Below are 21891 nucleotides of genomic sequence, written 5' to 3'. Positions count from 1 at the left end.
GACATTGTCACTAACGGGAAGGTCGCAGCGGCACAAGAGGCCTAACCTCCATGGGGTCGACGCGCTCACGGCGCGGAGGGAGGGAATCAAGTCCGAACGAACTGCAACGCCAAAGTCGTGGCCGCCGCCATGACCCCAGGGCCACCGGCCGCCCTGTGCGGCGGCAGCGCGATTCACCCGGGATCTCAAGATGATTCGCCTCAATGCAAGGCAGTCACCGTGATCTTCCGAAGCCACGACACCACCAAAACAATGGGCGCACTCCGGGGCGCCGCCATGTGCCGCAACCCGCGGCATCAACCTGAGGAGACAAGAGAATGAGTTCCAGTGCGACAGTGGGTCTGGCGACCATGCCAACGCCGGCCGAGATGGGTCGGGCCGAATCGTTGTATTCGAAGGTTGGCTGGCGCCTGTTGCCGGTGCTGCTGGTGGCCTACATGGTCGCCTACCTCGACCGCATCAACATCGGCTATGCGCAGCTGGGTATGAAGCAGACGCTGCCCTTCAGCAACGAGGTCTACGGCCTCGGCGCGGGCATCTTCTTCATCGGCTACCTGATCTTCGAAGTGCCCAGCAACCTGATGCTGGTGAAGATCGGCGCGCGCAAGACGATGCTGCGCATCATGGTGCTGTGGGGCCTGGCGGCGACGGCGATGATGTTCGTCACCACGCCGACGGAGTTCTACGTGGTCCGCTTCCTGCTCGGTGCATTCGAAGCGGGTTTCTTCCCCGGCATCATCCTGTACTTCACCTACTGGTACCCGTCGATCCGGCGTGGCCAGGTGATCGCGATCTTCATGTCGGCCACCACCCTCATGAGCGTGGTGGCCGGGCCGATGAGCGGCGCGACGCTGAAGTTCCTGGACGGCGTCAATGGCTGGCATGGCTGGCAGTGGTTGTTCCTGGTGCAGGGAATGCCAGCGGCGATCCTCGGCGTGGTCCTCTTCTTCTGGCTCGATGACAAGCCGGCCCAGGCGAAATGGCTGAGCCCGGCCGAGAAGAACCTGCTGCAGTTCAACCTCGAGAACGACATCGACACCAGCGGCAAGGCCGGTCACTCGTTCGGCAAGTCGCTGCGTGACCCCAAGGTGTACCTGCTGTCGCTGGCGTACTTCCTCCTGCTGGGCGCCACCTATGCGCTGGTGTTCTGGCTGCCCACGCTGATCCAGAGTTGGGGCGTGAACGACGTGCTGATGGTCGGCATCTATGCGGCCATCCCCAATGCGGTGGGCGTGGTCGGGATGATCTGGCTGGGTCGCAGTTCCGACAAGAACGGCGAGCGTCGCTGGCACTACTTCGCGTGCGTGTTCATCGCAGCGATCGGCCTGGGCATCACCACCCTGCTGACCGGCGCACTGGTGCCCTCGCTGGCAGCGCTGTCCTTCGCGGTGATCGGCGTCGCCGCCGCCACGCCGCTGTTCTGGACCGCGGTGACGGAGTACCTGCCCAAGTCGTCCGCGGCCGGCGGCATCGCCTTCATCAGCAGCCTGGGCGCCTTCGGCCCGTCGGTGAGCCCGTCGGTCAACGCGGCCATCACCAAGGCGACCGGCAACGGCGTCTACAGCATGTACGCTGTGATGGCGGCATACATCGTCTCGGGAATCCTCCTGCTGATGGTCGTGCGCGCTAAAAAAACCAAGGGATAAAACATCATGATCGGCATCCACCCCAACAACCAGGCCATCGACCTGAAGGACTACAACCTCTACACCAGCGACCCCGTGCTGCGCCGCGCGGTCAAGCGGGCCGGCGCCGAATGGTGCGATGCCGAACTCGTGGCCCAGGGTGCCGAATACGGCTCGGCCGAGACACTGCAGGCCGGCGAGGACGCCAATACCTACGAGCCCGAACTGCACACGCTCTCGCGCACCGGCGAGCGCATCGACTGGGTCAAGTTCCATCCGGCGTGGCACAAGATGATGGCCATGGCGCGCCGCAACGGCATGGCCAACCGGCCCAGCAACGACAGCCGCCCCTCCGCATGGGCCGCCTATGCCGCCACGCTCTACATGCAGTGCCAGGTCGAGGCCGGCTCCACCTGCCCGACGACCATGACCAAGGGCAGCGTCCCGGTGCTGAAACTCAATCCCGCCCTCTACGCCTCGATCGCCGACAAGCTCGCCTCGATGGAACATGACGAGCGCGACATCCCGGTCGCCCAGAAGCGGTCGATGACCGTCGGCATGGGCATGACGGAAAAGCAGGGCGGCAGCGACCTGCGCACCAACATCACCCGCGCGGTGCCCATCGGCAGCGGGCCGCTCGGAGAAGAGTTCGAGCTCACCGGCCACAAGTGGTTCTTCTCCGCGCCGATGTGCGATGCCCACCTGGTGCTGGCCAAGACCGATGAGCGCGGCGCCTCCTGCTTCTACGTCCCGCGCTGGAAGCCGGACGGCACCAAGAACCCGATCCACATCCAGCGCCTGAAAAACAAGGTGGGCAACCGTTCCAACTCCAGCAGCGAGGTGGAGTTTCATGGTGCCTGGGGCGTGCTGGTCGGCGAGGAAGGCCGCGGCATCCCGACCATCATCTCCATGGCGGCCATCACCCGCCTCGACTGCGCGCTCGCCGGCGCGGCCCAGATGCGTGCGGCCTTCGCCCAGGCGCTGCACTACACCCGCAATCGCCATGCCTTCGGCAAGGCATTGGTCGACCAGCCGCTGATGACCGAGGTGCTCGCCGACATGGCGCTCGAATCCGAAGCCGCCACGCTGCTGGTGATGGACCTGGCCGAGCACTTCGCGTCGACCGAACCGCTGGACATGGCCTGGCGCCGCGTCCTCACGCCGGCGGCCAAGTTCTGGGTCACCAAGCGAGCGATCGCCGTGACGGCCGAGGCGATGGAAGTGTTCGGCGGCAACGGCTATGTGGAGACCGGTCCGATGGGTCGCCTCTTCCGCGAGGCGCCGGTCAACTCGATCTGGGAAGGCTCGGGCAACGTGATGTGCCTGGACGTGTTGCGCGCCATTTCGCGCAACCCGAACGACGCGCTGATGGTGCTGGTCCGCCTGGGCGAGATCGCGGCGAACGAACCGCGCGTGATGGCCCAGGTGCAAGCGTTGCGCGATGACTTGCAACTCCCGCCTGATGCGCTGGAACGCAAGGCTCGCCGCTTCACGAAGCGCCTGGCGCTGACGGTGCAGTCCTGCCTGATGCTCCAGCATGCCGAGCCGATTGCGGCGCAAGCCTTCATCAACAGCCGCTTCGATCCGGAGTGGGGTGCGGTGGGCGGCATCACCTGCGGCACCGAAGACGCCGCTGCATTGCTGCGCGCTGCCTGGGTTTGAGCGGAGCCAGAGGAATCGGGGGAGCCCCCGCGACTCACATTCAAGACCGGAGGCTTCAAGGCTTCCGGTCTTTTTGCTTTCAGGCGCTTGGGAGTTCCGCCATCACCGCGGTGCCACGGATGCGGCCAGCTTGCCCGCCAGTCCACCGACACGATCGACCCGCCGCGCAATCGCGGCCTGCAGCAGTTGCGGCGCCGCCGCGAGCGTGAACCAGTGGCGTGCGCGCGTGATGCCGGTGTAGACCAACTCGCGCGTCACGATCGGGCTCGGCCGCTCCGGCAGCAGCAAGGCGGTGTGCGTGAACTCGGAACCTTGCGACTTGTGCACGGTCATCGCGAACACCGTTTCCACCGCGCGCAGGCGGCTGGGCAGCACCCAGTGGATGCCACCCTTGCCGTCGCTGGCGGCGAAGGCGACGCGCAGGATCCAGCGCGGTCGTGATTCGCCCGGCGGCGTCGTCGGCAATACCAGCGTCACGCCCACGTCGCCGTTCATCAGGCCCAGTCCGTAGTCGTTGCGCGTGACCAGCACGGGGCGGCCCGGGTACCAGCCGCCGTGTTCGGCTTCGAGAAGGTTCTCGGTGCGCAGCAGCGCCGCGATGCGCAGGTTCAGTCCTTCGACGCCCTGCGGCCCGCCACGCAGCGCGCACAGCAACTGGAACTGGCCGTAGGCTGTCAGCACCTCTTGCGCCCACGCGTCGAACGCGGGCTGCGGCGCGTCGATGCCCGGCTGGCGCTCGCGCATCAGCGTCAGGTAGTGGCGGTAGCCGACCGGCGGGGCCACGGGCTGGTTGTCGCCCTCGACCCGACCTCGGCCCTGAGCGGCAAAGCCTTCGGCAGCGCCGTCGACCACCAGCCGCCGCAGCGTCGCGTCGTCGACGGGCCATTGCTGCGACACATCCGGATAGCCCCTGTCGAAGACGTGTTGCACCTTCAGGCCATCGCCGGCGTTGACGGCCTCGGCCAGCTTGCCGATGCCGCTCTGTGCGCTGAAGCGGTGGCTCACGCGCAGCTTGACGACGGCCTGGTCGAGCGGCTTGCCGGTGGCGTCGCACAGTTCGGGGTCGAAGAATTCGCCGGTGACGGCCTGCAGCCACGCCGCCGTGTCGGCGTTGTAGTGGCCGGCGTCGGCGCGTGCGCAGAGGTCGCCCAGCACCGCGCCAGCTTCCACCGAGGCGAGCTGGTCCTTGTCGCCCAGCAGGATGAGACGCGCGTGCGGCGGCAGCGCGGCGAACACCGAGGCCATCATCTCCAGGTCGAGCATCGAGGCTTCGTCGAGCACCAGCAGGTCGAGCGGCAGCGGGTTGCGCGCGTTGTGTCGGAAGTGCCGCGTGTCGGGGCGGCTGCCGAGCAGGCGGTGGACGGTGCTGACGTCGGTCGGGATGGCGGCGCGCACGGCTTCGGCGTTGGGCAGGCCCTGCAGCGGCAGGCGCGCGACCGCGCCGGCGATGGATTCGTTCAAGCGTGCCGCTGCCTTGCCGGTGGGCGCTGCGAGGCGGATGCGCAGGCGTCCGGCCGCGCCGTGGCCCGCCGACAGCGCCAGGTGCTGCAATATGGCCAGCAGGCGCACCACGGTCGTCGTCTTGCCGGTGCCGGGACCGCCGGTGATGATGCTGAAGCCCTGCCGCACCGCGATGGCGCAGGCGATCTTCTGCCAGTCGGTACCGGAGCCGTCGCGGGGCGGGAACAGGGCGTCCAGCGCTGCCGCCAAGTCGGACTGCACCTCGGGCCCAGCGGCGGGCGTGGGCATCGCGACACGGCGGGCGATGGCCTCGCTCACCGATTGTTCGTACTGCCAGTAGCGGCGCAGGTACAGGCGGTCGCCGGCGTGGACCAGCGGCGTGGCGCCGGGGCCGGCGGCGACCAGCGCGGGATGCTTGAGGGCCTTGTTCCACCTGGCCAGCGTGACGCCCGCGAGCAGGGTGGAGGGCGGCGTCGGCGGCAGGCCCTCGACCTCCCGCGCCAGGCCTTCGGGTGGCATCGACAAGGCCTGGCCCGCATCGGCCAACGCCGCGCGCAAGTCCAGGCAGGCATGGCCGCGACCCAACTGGTGGCTTGCGAGCGCGGCGCCGAGGATCAGCAGCGGGTCGGCGTCGGGCGCCTGCTGGGAGAGGAACGCGGCGAAGCTGCGGTCCAGCGCGCGCAGCCAGCCTTGCGCGACCCATCGGTCCAGGTCGGCGAGCAACGGCGCGTGGCGTTCCGGCAAGGGGCTGAGGAAGACGCGAGGCATGACGACTGGCGTGATCATGGGGCGACCTCCGCGCGCCGCACTGCGGTGCCGCTGAAGAGCGCATCGAGCGCGTCGATCAGCACCCTCGGCGGCCGCTCGCAATGCAGGCCTTGCCCCGGCGCCGCATGGCCGCGCAGGAACACATAGACGGCCCCACCGACATGGCGCTCGTAGTCGTAGTCGGGCAGCCGCGATCGCAGCAGGCGATGGAGCGCGAAGATGTAGAGCACGTATTGCAGTTCGTAGCGGTGATGGAGCACGGCCTTGCGCAGGGCAGCGGGCGTGTAGTCGGCGTCGCGCGGGCCGAGCCAGTTGGACTTGTAGTCGGCCACGAAGTAGCGGCCCTCGTGCTCGAACACCAGGTCGATGAAGCCCTTGAGCATGCCGTTGACCTGCTGCGGCAGCAGCTTCGGGCGGGGCGCGGCATCGAGCGTGTGGCGCGTGACCAGCGCGTCCAGCGCGCGCGTGTCGACCTGCTGCGCGGCCAGCCAGAACTCCATCTCGATCTGCACGCGGCCCAGCGATGCGGGGCTCACGGACGTGGCGCCCGTGGCCCCAGGGTCGGCCAGCGCCTCGCCCGCCACCCGCAAGGGTTCATCAAGTCGAGTTGGCGAAGCCACGTCTCCTTGAGAGATCAACGCATCGAGCCGCAACGGCGTGCCGAGCCAGTCGAGCATCCAGTTGCGCAAGGGCTCGATCCAGGTGCTCCAGCCGTTCAGGTTGCAGCGCCGGGCGATCAGGTCGGCCAGGTCGGCTTGCGCGTCCGCATCGGCATGCACGCGCGCGAAGCCCTTGCGGCCGACCCATTCGAGCAGGCCGTGCAGGAAGCTGCCGGGGCCGGCGCCGCGCGGGAAGCCGTGCAGCCCGCCGACCGCGGCTTCGGCTGCGTGCCCAGCGTCCGCGTCTTCAGCGACCGATTCGCTGCCGACGCGGCTCTCGGCGTAGATGTCCTCGGCGGCCGTGGCGGGGCTGGGCAGCATGGCCGGTGGCAAGGCGGGGGTCGTGTCGTCGACGGGCGTGTCGTCGATCGCGCCCACGCTGCGCAGGGCCGAGTAGCTGGCGATCCACCAGCTCTCGCGCGGGCCGGCGGGCAGCGGCGGTTCGGGCGCGGGCAGGACCGCGGTGGCTGGCGGCTGGTAGCGCGTGTCGTCGGGCGCGGGGGCGGCATGGACGGCGATGCCGTCGCCGCTCTGCGCCAGTTCGGCGAGCGCTTCGTTGAGTGCCGTCGGCGACAGCGGCAGGCCATTGCCCGCAGGCCGGGCGAGCCTGGCCTGCGCGACCGGCTCCCCCGCCGGGGGCGGGCCGGCCTGGACCCCGCCAGAGGGGTTGAGCAAGTACCCGAGCGCGCTGCGCTCCACGCCGGACAACGGCGCCACGCCCACCCAGGTTGCGTAGCGGGCGCGGGTCAGCGCGACGTAGAGCTTGCGCAGGTCTTCGCCCAGGCGCTCCTCGTCCACGCGCGCAACGGCTTCGTCACCGGCCTGCAATGCCACCACGAGCCGGCCCTGGTCGTCGTGCCATTTGAGCGGCAGGTCTTTCGCCGTGGCGGCGCGGAAGGCGGTCGCGAAGGGCAGGAACACCAGCGGGTACTCCAGGCCCTTCGACTTGTGCACCGTCACCACCTTGACCAGGTCGGCGTCGCTTTCCAGCCGCAGCTTGCGCGCGTCGTTCTCGTTGTCGGTCTCGCTCTCGCCGCGCTGCTCGGACAGCCAGCGGATCAGCCCGTGCTCGCCCTCGACCTGGACGCTGGCGTGCTGCAGGAGTTCGGCCAGGTGCAGCAGGTCGGTGAGGGTGCGGTCGTCGCCGGCGGCCAGGAGGCGCTGCGGCACGGCAAAGTCCTGCAGCAACTGGCGCAGCATCGGCAGCACGCCCTGGCGCTGCCACATCTGCTGGTAGCGGCGGAACTGCAGCACGCGGTCTTCCCAGGCCAGTTCGTCATGGTTGAGGCGGTCGAGTTCGGGCCAGCTCAGGGCGAGTACGGCGCAGGCCAGGGCGGCGCGCAGCGGGCGGTCATCGTCGGGTTCGGCACAGGCCATGAGCAGCCGTTCCAGCTCGACGGCGACCGGGCTCTGGAACACCAGGCCCTTGTCGGAGAGGTAGACGCTGCGCACGTTGCGCGCACCCAAGGCCTGGCGCACGGCCGTCGCCTCGCCGCCCTTGTTGACGAGGATCGCGATGTCGCCGGGCTGCACGGGGCGCAGCGTGCCGGTGGCGGCGTCGACAAAGCCGGTGGTGCCGGCCTGGCCGCCGGCCAGCAGGCGCACGATCTCGGTGGCACATGCGGCGGACATCGATTGCTGCGCTTCGCCGCTGCCGATGGTCTCGCCGCCTTCGACGGTCCAGCAGGTGAGGGCGGGTGCGGGCGCGTCGTCGCGGGTCCATCGCTCCTTGCGGCCTTGCGCTTCGACGGCGTGGAAGGGCAGGGGGTTGTCGTCCGCGCTGCGGAAGAGGAAGGCGCCCTTGCCGTCCTCGCGGTCCTCGGCCAGCCGGAACACGCGATTGACCGCATCGACCATCGCGGTGGTGGAGCGGTAGTTGGTGCCCAGCGTCGAATGGCGGTCGGCGGCGTCGCGGCGCGCGGCCAGGTAGGTGTGGATGTCCGCGCCGCGGAAGGCGTAGATGGCCTGCTTGGGGTCGCCGATGAGGACCAGCGCCGTGTCCTGCGCGTTGGCCGCGACGCCGTACACCGCGTCGAAGATGCGGTATTGCAGCGGGTCGGTGTCCTGGAATTCGTCGATCAGCGCGACGGGGAACTGCGTGCGGATCAGCGCGGCCAGGCGCGGGCCGTTCGGGCCTTGCAGGGCCGCGTCGAGGCGCGTGAGGAGTTCGTCGAAACCCATCTCGGCCCGGCGTGCCTGCTCGGTGGCCAGGCGCGCGGCGGCCCAGTGCGCGACGTGGCGTAGCACCTCGTCATGCGCGTCCGGCAGCGCGGCCAGGCGCTCGCGCAGGGTGAGCATGTCGTCGAGCGCGGGATGGTCCGGCGCCGGCACGCCCTTGGTGAAAGCTTCGGCGATGCCGCCGGGCGTCAGGCGGGTCCACGCGGTGCTGCCCTTCTGCAGGGGTTGCACCGCATCGCCGTGGGCCCAGTCGCGCAGGTCGCTCAACCACGATTGGTAGAAGCGGGCTTGCAGCTTGCGGCCATCGACCTGCTTCGCGGCGCAGGCCTTGTCGAAGATCGCCTCCAGTTCGTCAGCCCACTTGGACCACGGCGCCTTCATGTCGGCCAGCTCGCGGGTCACCTCCTCGCGCGCGGCCCGCAACGCGACGGCCGGCTCCGTTCCTGCCTCCAGCGACTGCGTCAGCGTCAGCAGGTTGCGGACCGATTGCGACAGCACCGCCGGCGTCGCCCACCACTCGCTCACCTGCGTCGCATCCTCCAGCGTCAGCGGCGTGAAGAAGGTGCGCCAGTAGTCGCGCAGCACTTCGGCGCGAAGCTCGGCCTGGTCGGCTTCGAGGGTCTGCGTGAACAGAGCACCGCTGTCGAAGGCGTGCTCGCGCAGCATGCGGTTGCACCAGCCGTGGATGGTCGACACGGCCGCTTCGTCCATCCACTCGGCGGCCAGGCGCAGGGCGCGTGCGCAGCCCAGCCATTCGGTGGGCGGGTAGTCGGCGCGCAACTGGTGGAGCAGGTCGTCGCCCGGCGCCGGCGGGCTGACCGTGGCCGGGTCGACCGCGAAGGCTTCCGCCGCCTCGGCCAGGCGCGCACGGATGCGATCGCGAAGCTCCTTGGTGGCGGCCTCGGTGAAAGTGACGACGAGGATCTCCGGCGGCGTCAGCGCGCGTGTGAAGGCCGCCGCGCCGCCGTGGCCGAGCACCAGGCGTAGGTACAGCGCGGCGATGGTGAAGGTCTTGCCGGTGCCGGCGCTGGCCTCGATCAGGCGGCTGCCGCGCAGCGGGAAGGACAGGGGCTGCAGCAAGGGAGGGGTCACGGCGCGGGTCATGCGTTCTCCCTGGCGGCGGCCGGTGCGCCCTTGGCTGACTTGATGCGGGCGTTGCCCACCGCGTCGCCCAGGGGCTTGAGCAAGGCCAATGTCCATTGCGCGAATTCGCCGCCAGACCAGAGCGCGTCGAAGTCGGGGAAGGCGCGCAGCAGGTAGTCGCTGAATTGCACCTCGCCGCTGCCGGTGACTCGCGCGTCGCCGTAGCACTTGCGTGCCGCTTCGAACGCGGCTTCGTGCGGCGCATCGGCCTGCGTGCCGCCAGCGTCGAGCCAGGCGAAGGCCGTCTGCTGTGCCAATGGCAGCGGACGGCACTGGCCCTGCTGCCATGCGTCCAGCAGCGCGGACCACCAGGCGCGGGCGTCCTCGGTGGCCAGGGGTTGCAGGATCACGTTGCCTGCCTTGCTGATGATGTGGGTGGTGATCGATCCACCGGCCAGATGCGCGGCAACGTGGGCGATCCAGAAAGGCCCCAGCTTGTCGCGCCGGTAGCGGTCGTCCTTGACCAAGCTGCTGCTGTGGAGCACCAGCCTGCAGCGGTCGCCGTTGGCGTTGGCGCGCAGGCCGTCGAGCCAGTCGACGAGGCGCAGCGATTCATCAAGGCCGTCGGGCAGATGGTCCAGTGCCTCGTCGGGCAGCACCGTGGGCCACTCGGCCTGCGCCTTGGCGTACTCGGCGAACATGGGCTCCATGGGCTCGGCGAGTGCCTGCTGTTGAAGGATGCCGAAGGGGCCCACCGGCAGTGCGCCGCGACGCGCGATGCGTTCGAGCTGGTCGTTCATCGCGTCTTCGCGCAGCGCGCCGGCTTCCAGCGCGCTGCGTTGCGACTGGATCAGTTCGTCCTGCAGCTTCCAGTTCTCCAGCGCGTCGAGGTCGAAGGGCTCCTGGTCCTCGCTCGCGCTCTCGCGGGAATCGAGGAAGACGCCGAGGCGCAAGCGGAAGAAGGCGCGCGGCGGCTCCTTGAGGAAGTCGGCGAGCATGCGCAGCGTCAGCGGGCCTTCGAATGGACGCGGTGGCAGTGCCTGGTCGTCTGGTGCGTTCTCCGGCGACGAAGTGTCGACGCGCCATCCGGTCGCGTAGCTGAACAGGCGGTCGTCGCCACCGAGCGTGAAGTAGGCGGGGTGGAAGGGCTGCAGCCGGTGCTCGACCGTCAGCGCGTGCAGCAGGCGCTGGCCCGCCTTGTCTTGCGGCAAGTCCTCGTCGCCGGCCCCTCGCCAGCCCGCGGCCAGGTGATCGCGCAACTGCGCCACCAGCACCGAGGGCGGTCGTTCGGAGTTGTCCAGGATGCTGTGCCCGACCCAGCTGATGTGCAGCTTCTCGCGCGCCGACAGCACCGCTTCGAGGAACAGGTAGCGATCGTCCTCGCGGCGCGAGCGGTCGCCGGGGCGGTAGTCGTGGCCCATCAGGTCGAAGTCCATCGGCACGCGGCTGCGCGGATAGTCGCCGTCGTTCATGCCCAGCAGCGCCACCACGCGGAAGGGGATGGCGCGCATCGGCATCAGCGTCGCGAAGGTCACTGCGCCGGCGAAGAAGGGCTGGTTGAGCGTCGGCTGGTCGATCTGGGCGAGCCAGTGTTCGCGCACCACCGACAGCGGAAGTTCCTCGACGAGGCCGGCGTTGTCGCAGGCGACGAGCCAGTCCTGCAGCGAGGTCCCGAGCCGCATCAGCGTGAAGCCGTCGGCGTCTTCGCCCGCTTCGAAGAAGTCGGCCAGCAGGGCGCGCAGGCGTTCGCCCCATGCCTTGGGCGCGGCCGGCGTGGCGAGCGTGCGCCAGTGCGCTTCGAGCGTGGTCGACAGTTGCACCAGCGGGCCGAGCAAGGCGGCGTCGAGGCCGCCCACTTCATCGAGCGGCTCCACGCCGGCCCAGGCCTCGCTGGAACCGACGGCATAGCCCAGCAACATGCGCTGCAGGCCGAAGTCCCAGCTGTTCTGCGCCAGCGCCTCGGGCAGGTCCAGCGATTGGCGCTGCTCCGCGTGCAGGCCCCAGCGGATGTTGGCCGCGGAGATCCAGCGGTGCAGCAGCGGCACCTGGCTTTCCTCGATGCCGAAGCGCGCGCGCAATGCGGGCACCTCCAGCCAGTCCAGCACGTCGCTCACCGCGATGCGCGACTGCGGCAGCGCCAGCAGTTTTTCCAGTGCGCCCAGCAGCGGGTCGTGGTGGCGCTGGCCCTGGTCGGCGAGCGTGAAGGGGATGTGTCGCGGATCGTCCGGCGTGAGCAGGCCGAACACGGCCTGGACGTGCGGCGCGTAGGCGGCCACGTCCGGCACCATCACGATCACGTCGCGTGGATGCAGCGTGGCGTCGGCGGCGAAGGCAGCGAGCAGCTGGTCGTGCAGCACCTCGACTTCGCGCTGGGGGCCGTGCGTGACGTGGAAGGCGATGGAGCGGTCGTCGCTCGGATCGATCTCGGGCCAGGCGGCGCGGGTCTCGGGCAGCGGGCGCAGGTCGCGGATGTCGTCCTGCAACTGGCGCAACACGGTGTCCTGCGGGTTGGCATCGAAGCAGGCGATGCGCTGGCCGATAGCCTCGAAGCGCTGCGCATAGGCTTCCTGCTCGTCGTGCAGGTCCAGCAGACGGATGAAGTCGCGGCCCTGCTTGCCCCAGGCCGCGAGCAAGGGTTGCGCATGCAGGTGCAGCGCCTCGTCGGCGATCGGGCCTTCGCTGCCGGGGCGGCGTTGCTGGCGCCAGCGCTCGGCGCGCAGCAGGTCCTTGTCGGCCACGATGTGGGACCAGTCGTGCTCGCAGGGGTTGTGCACGCACATCAGAACCTGCACCCAGCGCGCGAGCATCGCCAGCACTTCCAGCGACTGCTGCGGCAGCGACGAGATGCCGAACACCACCAGCCGGCGCGGCAATGCGGCCGGCCGCTCGCCTTGCCACTCCGCAGCCCTGGCCATGAAGCGCTGGTGCACGGCGGCCCGGCTGCTCGTGGCGCCCTCGGGGCCGACGTCATCGAGCAGCGCGCGCCAGAGCCGCGGCTGCCAGCGGAGTTCCGGCGGGATGGGTTGGCGACCGCCCCGGCTGGCCACGATCTCGTCCCGGCCCGCGGCCCAGTCCGCGAGCCAGTCGGCGCGGTAGACCTGGTACTGGTCGAACAGGTCGGCCAGGCGCTCGGCCAGCTGGTGGCGCTTGCGCAGGTCCTTGTCGTCGACGAGGAAGCGTGACAGCGGCGCGAACACGTCCTCGGCCAGCAGCGCGGGCAGCAGGCGCATGAGGCGCCAGACCAGCAGCGTCTTGTCGAAGGGCGATGTTGCCGGCACGCCCTGTGCGCCGAGCACGGCCCGGTAGGCCTGCCAGATGAAGCTGGAAGGCAGCTCGGTCTGGATCGCGGCGGCAACGCCCACGCCGCCCTGGTCCGCATCGCGCGCCAACGAGAGCTTGAGCCACTGCGCCACGCCGTTGCTCTGCACCAGCACCCATTCGTCTTCCAGCGGCGCCAGGGGGTGGCTCGCCATCCAGGCCAGCATGAGGTCGCGCAGGGCTTCGGGGTGGTTGCCGTGCACGGCCATGAAGCCGGGGAGTAGAACGGTGTCTGTCATTGCGAGGTCGGAAAGCCAGGGGGCCGGATCATGGATGGGGATGGAGTTTCGTTGCTGGCAGGCTCGCCGGATGCGGCAGGGTCAAAAAGATTGCCCTTCGCCGGGCCCGGCCTTGGGCTTTACCCGATGCGCCCCGAGGGTCCGGGCGCTTAAATGGTACTTTCCGTTCAAACGGGGATTCGACCGTGGATGCACGCGTGGGGACAACAAGCAGCAGCCCGCTCTACCTGCTGGAGCGCAGCGATGTCGGGCTGGTCCAGCTCGACCGCGACCTCAAGGTCGTCGCGATGAACAGCTTTGCCCGGCGCGCGCTGCCGGTGGAAGACAAGCAGCCCTTCGAGAAGATGGTGCTCTCGTTCCACCCGGAACGCTCCCAGTCGAAGGTCAAGTTCCTGCTCGACCAGGCCGAATGCCCGGTCAGCAATCCGCCGCCGATGACGATGATCATCAACATCCCCGAGAGCGTGTTGCTGATCAAGGTGAGCAAGATGTCGGACGGCCGCGGCGACACCTTCGGCTACACGCTGGTGTTCTACGACATCACCGATGCCGTGACGCGCGACGACGCAGCCGGCCAGCGGCCCGGCACCAAGCGGCAACTGCTCAAGATTCCGACCGTCTCGGGCAACCGTATCGTGCTGGTGGATGCGTCCACCGTGCGCTACATCCGCTCCGAGGGCCACTACACCTGGGTGCACACGGCGCAGGGGTCGAGCTTCTGCAACCTCACCATCAGCGACCTCGAGGGACGGCTCGACAGCGGCTCCTTCCTGCGCATCCATCGCAGCTACGTCGCGAACCTCGACTTCGCAGAACAGATCGTGCGCGACGACGGCAAGGTCATGCTCAAGCTGAGCGGTGGCGACGACCATGGATTGCCGGTAGCGCGCACCAGCGTGCCGCGGCTGCTCGACCGGCTCGGCATTGCCGAGACCGTGGCCGAGCGCTGAGGAGACTCTGAACAAGTCCTTCGCGGATCGCGCATCCTCGGCGCTCGCCCTCGCGAGGACTTGTTCAGGGTCTCCCTGATCGCAGCCCGTTCTGCGTTCTTCGTGCGCTGAACGCCGCCGTTCGTGTACGGCGGCGCGCGGTTCGTGCAATGCCTGCGCTTGCTGCACCGCACTGTAGATATGGTCGAAGCCGTTGCATTTGGAGACAGCGACCATGACGCCAGCCGCATTCGAATACCACGCACCCCGCTCGGTGGCCGATGCCATCCGCCTGCTCGGCGAACTCGGCCCCGACGCCAAGCTGCTGGCAGGCGGCCACAGCCTGTTGCCGATGATGAAGCTGCGCTTTGCGACGCCGACGCACCTGATCGACCTGGGCAAGGTGCCGGGGCTGCGCGGCATCCGGCAGGTCGGCGACGCGATCCACATCGGCGCGATGACGACCGAGAACGACCTGCTGACCTCGGCGCTGCTGGCCGAGAAGCTGCCCTTGCTGGTCGAAGGCGCGGGCTGGATCGCCGATCCGCAGGTGCGCTACAAGGGCACCATCGGCGGCGACATCTCGCATGGCGACCCGGGCAACGACCACCCGGCGCTGATGCTGGCACTCGATGCATCGTTCGTGCTGGCGGGCGCGCAGGGCGAGCGTGTCGTGAAGGCCGATGGCTACTTCCTCGGCATGTATTCGACGCTGCTGGAGCCGGATGAGATCCTGTCGGAGATCCGCATCCCGATCCCGCCGGCGGGGACCGGATGGTCGTACCAGAAGCTCAAGCGCAAGACGGGCGACTTTGCCACGGCGGCGACAGCGGTGCAGTTGCAGATGGATGGCGCGAAAGTCGCCAGCGTCCGCATCGCGCTGACCAACGCAGCATCAACCGCGCTCAGGGCGAACGATGCCGAGCAATCCCTCATCGGCCAGCCCATCGACAACGCAAGCCTCGCCGAAGCCGCGCGCTTGGCCATGGCCATCTGCGACCCGGCACCCGACCAGCGTGGCGACGCCCAATACAAGGTCGCGATGTGCGGCGAGATGACCCGCCGCGCCTTGCAGGCCGCGTGGGCCCGCACCCAACACTGACACCAGGAGACAGCAGGATGGCGAACAATCACACCGTGTCGTTCAAGCTCAACGGCAAGCCCGTCGACGTGTCGGTCGAGCCGCGCGAACTCTTGATCCACACGCTGCGCGAACGGCTCGCGCACACCGGCCCGCACATCGGCTGCGAGACCTCGCATTGCGGGGCCTGCACGGTCGACCTCGATGGCATGTCGGTCAAGTCTTGCACCGTGCTCACCGTGCAGTGCGATGGTTCCGAGATGGTGACCATCGAGGGCCTGGAACAAGCCGGCGTGCTGCACGCGCTGCAACAGGCCTTCCATGAGGAACATGGCCTCCAATGCGGCTACTGCACGCCCGGGATGATCACGCGCGCCTGGCGGCTGTTGCAGGAGAACCCGGATCCGAGCGAACAGGAGATCCGCTACGGCATCGCCGGCAACCTGTGCCGATGTACCGGCTACCAGAACATCGTGAAGGCGGTGCAGTCCGCCGCGAAGAAGCTCGCCGCCGCAAAGGCCGCCAGCGCAGCGCCTGCCGCCGCTGCCGCGGCCGAGGAAGCCACCCCGGCACAGCAGCCTGTCACGGCCTGACAGCGCCCATCCCCACCCGATCACCACCGGAGGTTTCCATGGGCGACATGTCCGAACTCCAGCAGCGCGAACTCAATCTGCAAGGCATGGGCACCTCCCTGCTGCGCAAGGAAGACGCGCGGTTCATCCGCGGCCAGGGCAGCTATGTCGACGACATCAAGCTGCCCGGCATGCTCTTCGGCGCAGTCGTGCGCAGCCCCTACGCGCATGCGCGCATCAAGTCCATCGACAAGTCGAAGGCACTGGCTGCGCCGGGCGTCGTGGCGGTGCTCACGGCCGATGACCTCAAGCCGGTCAACCTGCACTGGATGCCCACGCTCGGCGGCGACGTGCAGGCGGTGCTGGCCGACAAGAAGGTCTGCTTCCAGATGCAGGAAGTGGCGATGGTGCTGGGCACCGACCGCTATGCCGCGGCCGATGGCGCGGCGCTGGTGGAGGTCGACTACGAGGAGTTGCCGGCCATCGTCGACCCCAAGAAGTCGATGGACCTCGACGCGGTGGTCATCCGAGAGGACATCGCCGACAAGACCGAGGTGGGCCACGGCCCGCGCACCCATCCCAACCACATCTTCACCTGGGAGGCCGGCGACAAGGCCGCGGCCGATGCGGCCTTCGCCAGCGCGGAGATCACGGTGCGCGAGGAGATCCTGAACCCGCGCGTGCATCCCTGCCCGCTGGAGACCTGTGGCTGCGTCGCCTCCTTCAACAAGGCCACCGGCTACCTCACCGTCTACATGACGACGCAGGCACCGCACCTGGTGCGCACCGTGCTCGCGATGCTCTCGGGCGTGGCGGAAAGCAAGATCCGCGTGGTGGGCGGCGACATCGGCGGCGGCTTCGGCAACAAGGTGCCGGTGTATCCGGGGTATGTGGTGGCGATCGTCGCGTCGATCGTCACGGGCGTGCCGGTGAAGTGGATCGAATCGCGCATCGACAACATCTCGACCACCGGCTTCGCGCGGGACTACCACGGCGTCGGTGAGCTGGCGGCGGACAGCCAGGGCCGCATCAAGGGCCTGCGCTTCACGGCACTCGCAGACCACGGCGCCTTCAACTCGCATGTGTCGGCGACCAAGCTGCCGGCCGGGTTGTTCTCGATCTGCACCGGCTCGTATGCGATCCCGAATGCCTACTGCCGCGTCGATGCGGTCTACACCAACAAGGCACCGGGCGGCGTGGCCTACCGCTGCTCGCTGCGCGTGACCGAGGCCGTGTACCTCATCGAACGCATGATCGACATCCTGGCGCTCAAGCTCGGCATCGACAAGGCCGAGATACGCCGACGCAACTTCGTGAAGACGGAGGACTTCCCCTACACCACCTCGCTCGGCTGGACGCTGGACAGTGGCAACTACGAGCCCGCGCTGGACAAGGTGCTCAAGGCCTGCGACTACGAGGGATTGCGCCGCGAGCAGGCGGCACGCCGCGCCGATCCGAATTCGGAAACGCTGATGGGCATCGGCCTCGCGACCTTCACCGAGATCGTCGGCGCCGGGCCGACCAAGGTCTGCGACATCCTCGGCATCGGCCTGTTCGACAGCTGCGAGATCCGCGTGCATCCGACCGGCGGCGTGATCGCGCGGCTCGGCACCATGACCCAAGGCCAGGGCCACGCGACCACTTATGCACAGATCATCGCGACCGAGCTCGGCCTGCCGGCCAGCGACATCGTGGTGGAAGAGGGCGACACCGACAAGGCCCCCTACGGCGCCGGCACCTGGGGCTCGCGCTCCACACCGGTGTCGGGCGCGGCGACCGCGATGGCCGCACGCAAGATCAAGGACAAGGCGAAGAAGATCGCCGCGCACCTGCTCGAAGTGGCCGAGGGCGACCTCGAATGGGAGATCGACCGCTTCAAGGTCAAGGGCAATCCGAGCGCGGCCAAGACCATGAAGGAAATCTGCATGGTCTCGCACACCAGCAACATCCCGGCCGGCATGGAGCAGGGGCTGAACGCGGTCTCCTACTACGACCCGCCGAACATGACCTACCCCTTCGGCACCTACCTCTGCGTGGTCGACGTCGACAAGTTCACCGGCGTGGTCCACGTGCGCCGCTTCTACGCGCTCGACGACTGCGGCACGCGCATCAATCCGATGGTCATCGAAGGCCAGATCCACGGCGGCCTGACCGAAGCCTTCGCGGTGGCGATGGGCCAGCAGATTCCCTTCGACGAGAACGGCAACCACTTGGGCAACAGCCTGATGGACTACTTCCTGCCAACCGCGATGGAAACGCCGCACTGGGAGACCGACCACACGGTGACGCCGTGCCCGCACCACCCGATCGGCGCCAAGGGCGTGGCCGAGTCGCCGCACGTGGGCGGCATCCCCTGCTTCAGCAACGCGGTGATCGATGCGTTCTCGCACCTGGGCGTGACGCACATGGACATGCCGCACAACGCCTGGCGCGTGTGGAAGCAATGCCACGCGCTGGGCATCGACAAGCGCCCATGAAGGTACAGCTCGAAAAGACCTTTCCCATGCCCGGGTCCTCGGACGCGGCATGGACGGTCCTGCAAGACATCGACGCCGTCGCGGGTTGCATGCCCGGCGCGAAGATCACCGAGCGCATCGACGCGACGCACTTCAAGGGCACGGTTGGCGTGAAGTTCGGGCCGGCCAGCATGTCGTTCCGGGGTGACGTGGAGATCCTGGCGCTCGATGCGACCGGCCGGACGCTGCGGCTCATGGGCAAGGGCACCGACAGCACGGGCAGCTCGGGTGCGTCGATGGATCTGACGGCGCGTGTCGAGGCGATCGATGCGGCTGCCTGCAACCTCGTGGGCACGAGCGAGGTCGCGATGAGCGGCAAGGCCGCGGCCTTCGGCGGACGCATGATGGATTCGGTGGCGGACCAGGTGCTGAAGCAGTTCGCGGCGAACTTTGCGGGGCGGGTGAAGGCGGTGCGGGCGGCGGGGCCGGTGGGTGGGCCTGCGGAGCCCGCTTCACCGGCGATAGCGGCGGAGGTGCCATCCGGCGCGGGCGTCGCGGCTGGATCGCCAGCGGCATCCACATTGGCAGGCACCGGCGTATCAGGAACGACGTTCGCTTCGGAGGCGGCGTTGACAGGGGCAATGTCGCCCACTGCGGCGGCATCGTTGGCATCGCCAACGACGCTCACTCCGGCGTCATCGTCGGCATCGACAGCGGCGTCCACCGAAGCGGCGTCCCTGGCATCCGGCGCGGCGGGGTCAGCGCAAGTCGGTTCCGCAACGCCCGTGCGCTCGCCCGGCGCGTCGGTGTCGACTTCCGCGGCGCCTTCCGTTGCGATGGTCGCAGCCTCGACAGCCCCTGCCGAAGCCGCGCAACTCAACGCCTTCGCGATCGCATGGGCCATCTTCAAGGACTGGCTGCGCTCGCTCTTCGGCGCCAGACGCGCATGAGCACCTCCGAGCGCTCCCTCGCGCTCGCCGGCTTGCAGCAGCAACTCGGCGACGCGGGCTATGTCGCGGAGCCGGGCCTCGTGGCTGCGCTGCTGCTGATGCAGGACCTCGGACGCCCGCTGCTGCTCGAAGGCGATGCCGGCGTCGGCAAGACCGAGGTCGCGAAGGTCCTGGCCGCGGTGCGCAACACCCGCCTGATCCGCCTGCAATGCTATGAAGGCCTGGACGCGCACGCGGCGATGTACGAGTGGAACTACCAGCGCCAGTTGCTCGCCATCAAGCTGCTCGAGCAGGACGAGCGCGCAAGCTCGAAGGACCTTGCCCAGAAAGAGCAGGACATCTTCTCCGAGCGCTACCTGCTCAAGCGCCCGCTGCTAGAGGCCATCACCTGCGACGAACCACCGGTGCTGCTGATCGACGAGGTCGACCGCGCGGACGAAGCCTTCGAGGCCTACCTGCTGGAACTGCTCTCCGACTTCCAGTTGTCGATCCCCGAGCTCGGCACCGTGCATGCCACCAGCCGGCCGATCGTGGTGATCACGTCGAACGGCACGCGCGAGCTGTCCGACGCGCTACGCCGCCGCTGCCTCTACCAGTTCATCGACTATCCCGACCACGAGAAGGAACTCGCCATCGTGCACAAGAAGGCGCCCGATGCAGCAGCCCAACTGGCGCAGCAGATTGTCTCCTTCGTGCAGTCCGTGCGGCGCATGGACTTGCAGAAGAAGCCCGGCATCGCCGAGACGCTCGACTGGACCGCCGCGCTGCTGCGCCTGGGCATCTCGGTGATCGACATCGACGGCGCCGAGCGCATCATGGAAACGCTCAGCGCGCTCATCAAGACACGCGATGACCGTGCCGCCTTACCGCGCGCCGTGGTGGCGCGACTGGCGGCCGCATGCTGACATTCCAAGCCCCCGCGGCAGGCGAGCGGGCCGCGCAGCGCCTGGCCGGCTTCCCCGGCTTCCTGCGCGCCAATGGCTTTTCCGTCGGCGGCGCCGATGCGGTCGACGTCCTGCAGGCCGCGCAGCGCATCGATGTGCTGGACCGGCCCGTCCTGCGCTGGAGCCTGCAGGCGCTGCTGTGCGGCCGCCGCGACGAATGGCATCGCTTCGACGAACTCTTCGATGCCTGGTTCCTGCCCGCCAACAAATGGCAGCGCCCCGAACGTCGCGGACCCGATGCCGAAGGCATGAGCGGCGACCGGTCGGCCAGCCATCCGCGCGAGGGCGATGCCGCCAACGACGATGACAAGGGCGCGCAACGCCGCGACACCGCGAGCCGCCAGCAGGTCCTGAGTTCCGCCGATTTCCGCGACCTCGTCGCACGCGAACACACGCTCGACATCGAGGCCTTGATGCGCCGCTTCGCGCGCCGGCTGAAGCACATCGAGTTGCGCCGCCAGGCCACCGCCCTGCACGGCCGCCGCCTCGACCTGCGCGCCACCATCCGCCGCAGCGTGGCCAGCGGCGGGACGCCTTTTCATCTCGCGTGGAAGGACCGCCGACGCGTGCGCCCGCGCATCGTGCTGCTGATCGACGTGAGCCGCTCGATGGCCGCCTACAGCTTCTTCTACCTGCGCCTGGCACGCGCCCTCGGCGCCGAGCTGACGGACGTGCACAGCTTCATCTTCCACACCCGCGTGACCGCGGTGACGCGCGCGCTGCACGACCCCGACCCGTGGCGCGCGCAGGAGCAACTGCACCTCATCGCCCAGGGCTGGGCCGGCGGCACGCGCATCGGCGAGAGCCTGGCGCAGTTCAACCGGGAGCATGCGCCGCGCATCGTGCATTCGCGCACCGCCGTCATCGTCATGAGCGATGGCTACGACACCGGCGAGCCCTCGCAGCTGTCGGACGCGCTGGTGCAACTGCGCCGCCGCGCACGCCGCATCGTCTGGCTCAACCCGCTGTGCAACAGGCCGGGCTATGCCCCGGTCAGCCAGGGCATGCAGGCCGCCCTGCCGCACCTCGACCTGCTCGCGCCGGGCGCGGACCTCGCGAGCATCGCCGCGGTGCTGCCTGCGCTGATGAGCGCGCTGCGTTGAAAGGAGCCATCGACCATGGGCTGCATCCTCAAGGGCAACAGCGGCTTGTACAGCCGCATGACGGTGGGCGCCGTGCTGCTCGCGGCCGGCGCAGGGTCGCGCCTGGGCGGGCGGCCCAAGGCGCTGCTGGAACTCGGCGGCGTGCCGCTGATCCTGCGCCAGCTGATCGCACTCTCGGGCGCCGGCGTGGACGAAGTCGTGGTGGTGCTCGGCCACCATGCGGAAGCGGTCGAGGCGGCGGTACGCACCTTCCCGATCACGCTGGTGCACAACCCGGATCCCGATGCGGGCCAGCCTTCGTCGGTACGCATCGGCCTGCAGGCCCTGTCGCCCAGGCTCGACGCCGTGATGGTGGCGCTGGCCGACCAGCCCATGATCGACGCGCAAGACGTGATCGACCTCATCGGCGCCTTCAAGAAGCGCGGCGACGCGGCCATGGTCGTGCCGCGCGTGCGCGAAGAAGGCGGTGAGACCTCGCCTGGCAACCCCGTCATCTTCGATGCCGCGCTGCGCGACGAATGGCTCGCCGGCGATGCCAACCTCGCCTGCCGCAAGTGGCGGCAAGCGCATCCCGAACGCGTGCGCTGGTTCGACACCGACAACCGCCGCTACCGCATCGACATCGACACGCCCGAGGACATCGAACGCTTCGCGGCAGCGACCGGCCACCGCTTGACATGGCCCGCCTCGCCGGCACTCGCCGCCACGCCATGAACGATGCTGCCGCGCCGGACGCCTTCTCGCCGCGCCTGACCATCGCGCGCGCCACGGCCTGGGCGCTGCTGCTGGCGGGCTGGGTCGGGCTGGGTGGCCTGGCGCTGTCGTTGACGCCGAGCCTCGAGGGCGTGCATGCGCTGGTGGCC

Annotated in this window: 13 protein-coding genes; 10 read left to right on the top strand and 3 right to left on the bottom strand. The window is 68.9% G+C overall.

From position 1 onward, the window contains the following. Positions 1 to 317 precede the first annotated feature (317 nt). A complete protein-coding gene (locus HCU76_RS14205; protein ID WP_218509726.1) occupies positions 318 to 1646 on the top strand; it encodes an MFS transporter in 1329 nt (442 codons plus the stop codon). Positions 1647 to 1652: 6 nt separating this feature from the next. Continuing rightward, on the top strand, positions 1653 to 3287 hold the full coding sequence (locus HCU76_RS14200; RefSeq protein WP_218509725.1) for an acyl-CoA dehydrogenase family protein: 1635 nt from the start codon (positions 1653 to 1655) through the stop codon (positions 3285 to 3287). 102 nt (positions 3288 to 3389) lie between these two features. Here the strand turns inward: HCU76_RS14200 and recD are convergent, their stop codons facing one another. The 3 genes from recD to recC are packed head-to-tail and all read right to left on the bottom strand — an operon-like array spanning position 3390 to position 12993. Further along, positions 3390 to 5534, bottom strand: a complete 2145-nt coding sequence (gene recD, locus HCU76_RS14195) for an exodeoxyribonuclease V subunit alpha (RefSeq protein ID WP_218509724.1) — start codon at positions 5532 to 5534, stop codon at positions 3390 to 3392. Continuing rightward, positions 5531 to 9457, bottom strand: coding sequence for an exodeoxyribonuclease V subunit beta (gene recB, locus HCU76_RS14190; RefSeq protein ID WP_218509723.1), 3927 nt, complete (start codon positions 9455 to 9457; stop codon positions 5531 to 5533). Before recB ends, recD begins: the two co-directional genes overlap by 4 nt. After that, positions 9454 to 12993, bottom strand: coding sequence for an exodeoxyribonuclease V subunit gamma (recC, locus tag HCU76_RS14185; protein ID WP_218509722.1), 3540 nt, complete (start codon positions 12991 to 12993; stop codon positions 9454 to 9456). Before recC ends, recB begins: the two co-directional genes overlap by 4 nt. A gap of 185 nt (positions 12994 to 13178) precedes the next feature. Here recC and HCU76_RS37200 point away from each other — a divergent pair, with 185 nt between their 5' ends. From HCU76_RS37200 to HCU76_RS14145, 8 genes are all read left to right on the top strand, one after another. Next, positions 13179 to 13943, top strand: coding sequence for a PAS domain-containing transcriptional regulator (locus HCU76_RS37200; RefSeq protein WP_218509721.1), 765 nt, complete (start codon positions 13179 to 13181; stop codon positions 13941 to 13943). 214 nt (positions 13944 to 14157) lie between these two features. Continuing rightward, the gene (locus tag HCU76_RS14175; protein WP_218509720.1) at positions 14158 to 15024 is read left to right on the top strand and encodes a xanthine dehydrogenase family protein subunit M; all 867 of its coding nucleotides are present in this window, start codon (positions 14158 to 14160) and stop codon (positions 15022 to 15024) included. 17 nt (positions 15025 to 15041) lie between these two features. Continuing rightward, complete coding sequence (locus HCU76_RS14170; RefSeq protein ID WP_218509719.1) at positions 15042 to 15596, top strand: (2Fe-2S)-binding protein; 555 nt, start codon at positions 15042 to 15044, stop codon at positions 15594 to 15596. Positions 15597 to 15634: 38 nt separating this feature from the next. Continuing rightward, a complete protein-coding gene (locus tag HCU76_RS14165; RefSeq protein WP_218509718.1) occupies positions 15635 to 18052 on the top strand; it encodes an aerobic carbon-monoxide dehydrogenase large subunit in 2418 nt (805 codons plus the stop codon). A 26-nt stretch (positions 18053 to 18078) separates the two neighbouring features. Further along, a complete protein-coding gene (locus tag HCU76_RS14160) occupies positions 18079 to 18981 on the top strand; it encodes an SRPBCC family protein (RefSeq protein WP_256354188.1) in 903 nt (300 codons plus the stop codon). Further along, on the top strand, positions 18978 to 19886 hold the full coding sequence (locus tag HCU76_RS14155; protein ID WP_213958513.1) for a MoxR family ATPase: 909 nt from the start codon (positions 18978 to 18980) through the stop codon (positions 19884 to 19886). Before HCU76_RS14160 ends, HCU76_RS14155 begins: the two co-directional genes overlap by 4 nt. Then, positions 19880 to 21028, top strand: a complete 1149-nt coding sequence (locus tag HCU76_RS14150) for a VWA domain-containing protein (protein ID WP_213958514.1) — start codon at positions 19880 to 19882, stop codon at positions 21026 to 21028. Before HCU76_RS14155 ends, HCU76_RS14150 begins: the two co-directional genes overlap by 7 nt. 15 nt (positions 21029 to 21043) lie before the next feature. Next, positions 21044 to 21742: an NTP transferase domain-containing protein gene (locus HCU76_RS14145; protein WP_213958515.1), complete on the top strand. Its 699-nt coding sequence runs from the start codon at positions 21044 to 21046 to the stop codon at positions 21740 to 21742. Positions 21743 to 21891: the final 149 nt, after the last annotated feature.

The organism is Variovorax sp. dw_308 (assembly GCF_019207085.1).
Lineage (GTDB): Bacteria > Pseudomonadota > Gammaproteobacteria > Burkholderiales > Burkholderiaceae_C > Variovorax.
Note: the sequence above shows the minus strand (reverse complement) of the source record. Positions and strands in the feature narration are given on the sequence as shown.

What these genes read in the sequence shown, in the direction of transcription:
- HCU76_RS14150 (WP_213958514.1), top strand. Translation starts at nt 19,880, where the DNA reads ATGCTGACATTCCAAGCCCCCGCGGCAGGCGAGCGGGCCGCGCAGCGC.
- HCU76_RS14155 (WP_213958513.1), top strand. Translation starts at nt 18,978, where the DNA reads ATGAGCACCTCCGAGCGCTCCCTCGCGCTCGCCGGCTTGCAGCAGCAA.
- HCU76_RS14160 (WP_256354188.1), top strand. Translation starts at nt 18,079, where the DNA reads ATGCCCGGGTCCTCGGACGCGGCATGGACGGTCCTGCAAGACATCGAC.
- recC (WP_218509722.1), bottom strand. Translation starts at nt 12,993, where the DNA reads ATGACAGACACCGTTCTACTCCCCGGCTTCATGGCCGTGCACGGCAAC.
- HCU76_RS14205 (WP_218509726.1), top strand. Translation starts at nt 318, where the DNA reads ATGAGTTCCAGTGCGACAGTGGGTCTGGCGACCATGCCAACGCCGGCC.
- HCU76_RS14175 (WP_218509720.1), top strand. Translation starts at nt 14,158, where the DNA reads ATGACGCCAGCCGCATTCGAATACCACGCACCCCGCTCGGTGGCCGAT.
- HCU76_RS14200 (WP_218509725.1), top strand. Translation starts at nt 1,653, where the DNA reads ATGATCGGCATCCACCCCAACAACCAGGCCATCGACCTGAAGGACTAC.
- recD (WP_218509724.1), bottom strand. Translation starts at nt 5,534, where the DNA reads ATGATCACGCCAGTCGTCATGCCTCGCGTCTTCCTCAGCCCCTTGCCG.
- HCU76_RS14170 (WP_218509719.1), top strand. Translation starts at nt 15,042, where the DNA reads ATGGCGAACAATCACACCGTGTCGTTCAAGCTCAACGGCAAGCCCGTC.
- HCU76_RS14165 (WP_218509718.1), top strand. Translation starts at nt 15,635, where the DNA reads ATGGGCGACATGTCCGAACTCCAGCAGCGCGAACTCAATCTGCAAGGC.
- HCU76_RS14145 (WP_213958515.1), top strand. Translation starts at nt 21,044, where the DNA reads ATGGGCTGCATCCTCAAGGGCAACAGCGGCTTGTACAGCCGCATGACG.
- recB (WP_218509723.1), bottom strand. Translation starts at nt 9,457, where the DNA reads ATGACCCGCGCCGTGACCCCTCCCTTGCTGCAGCCCCTGTCCTTCCCG.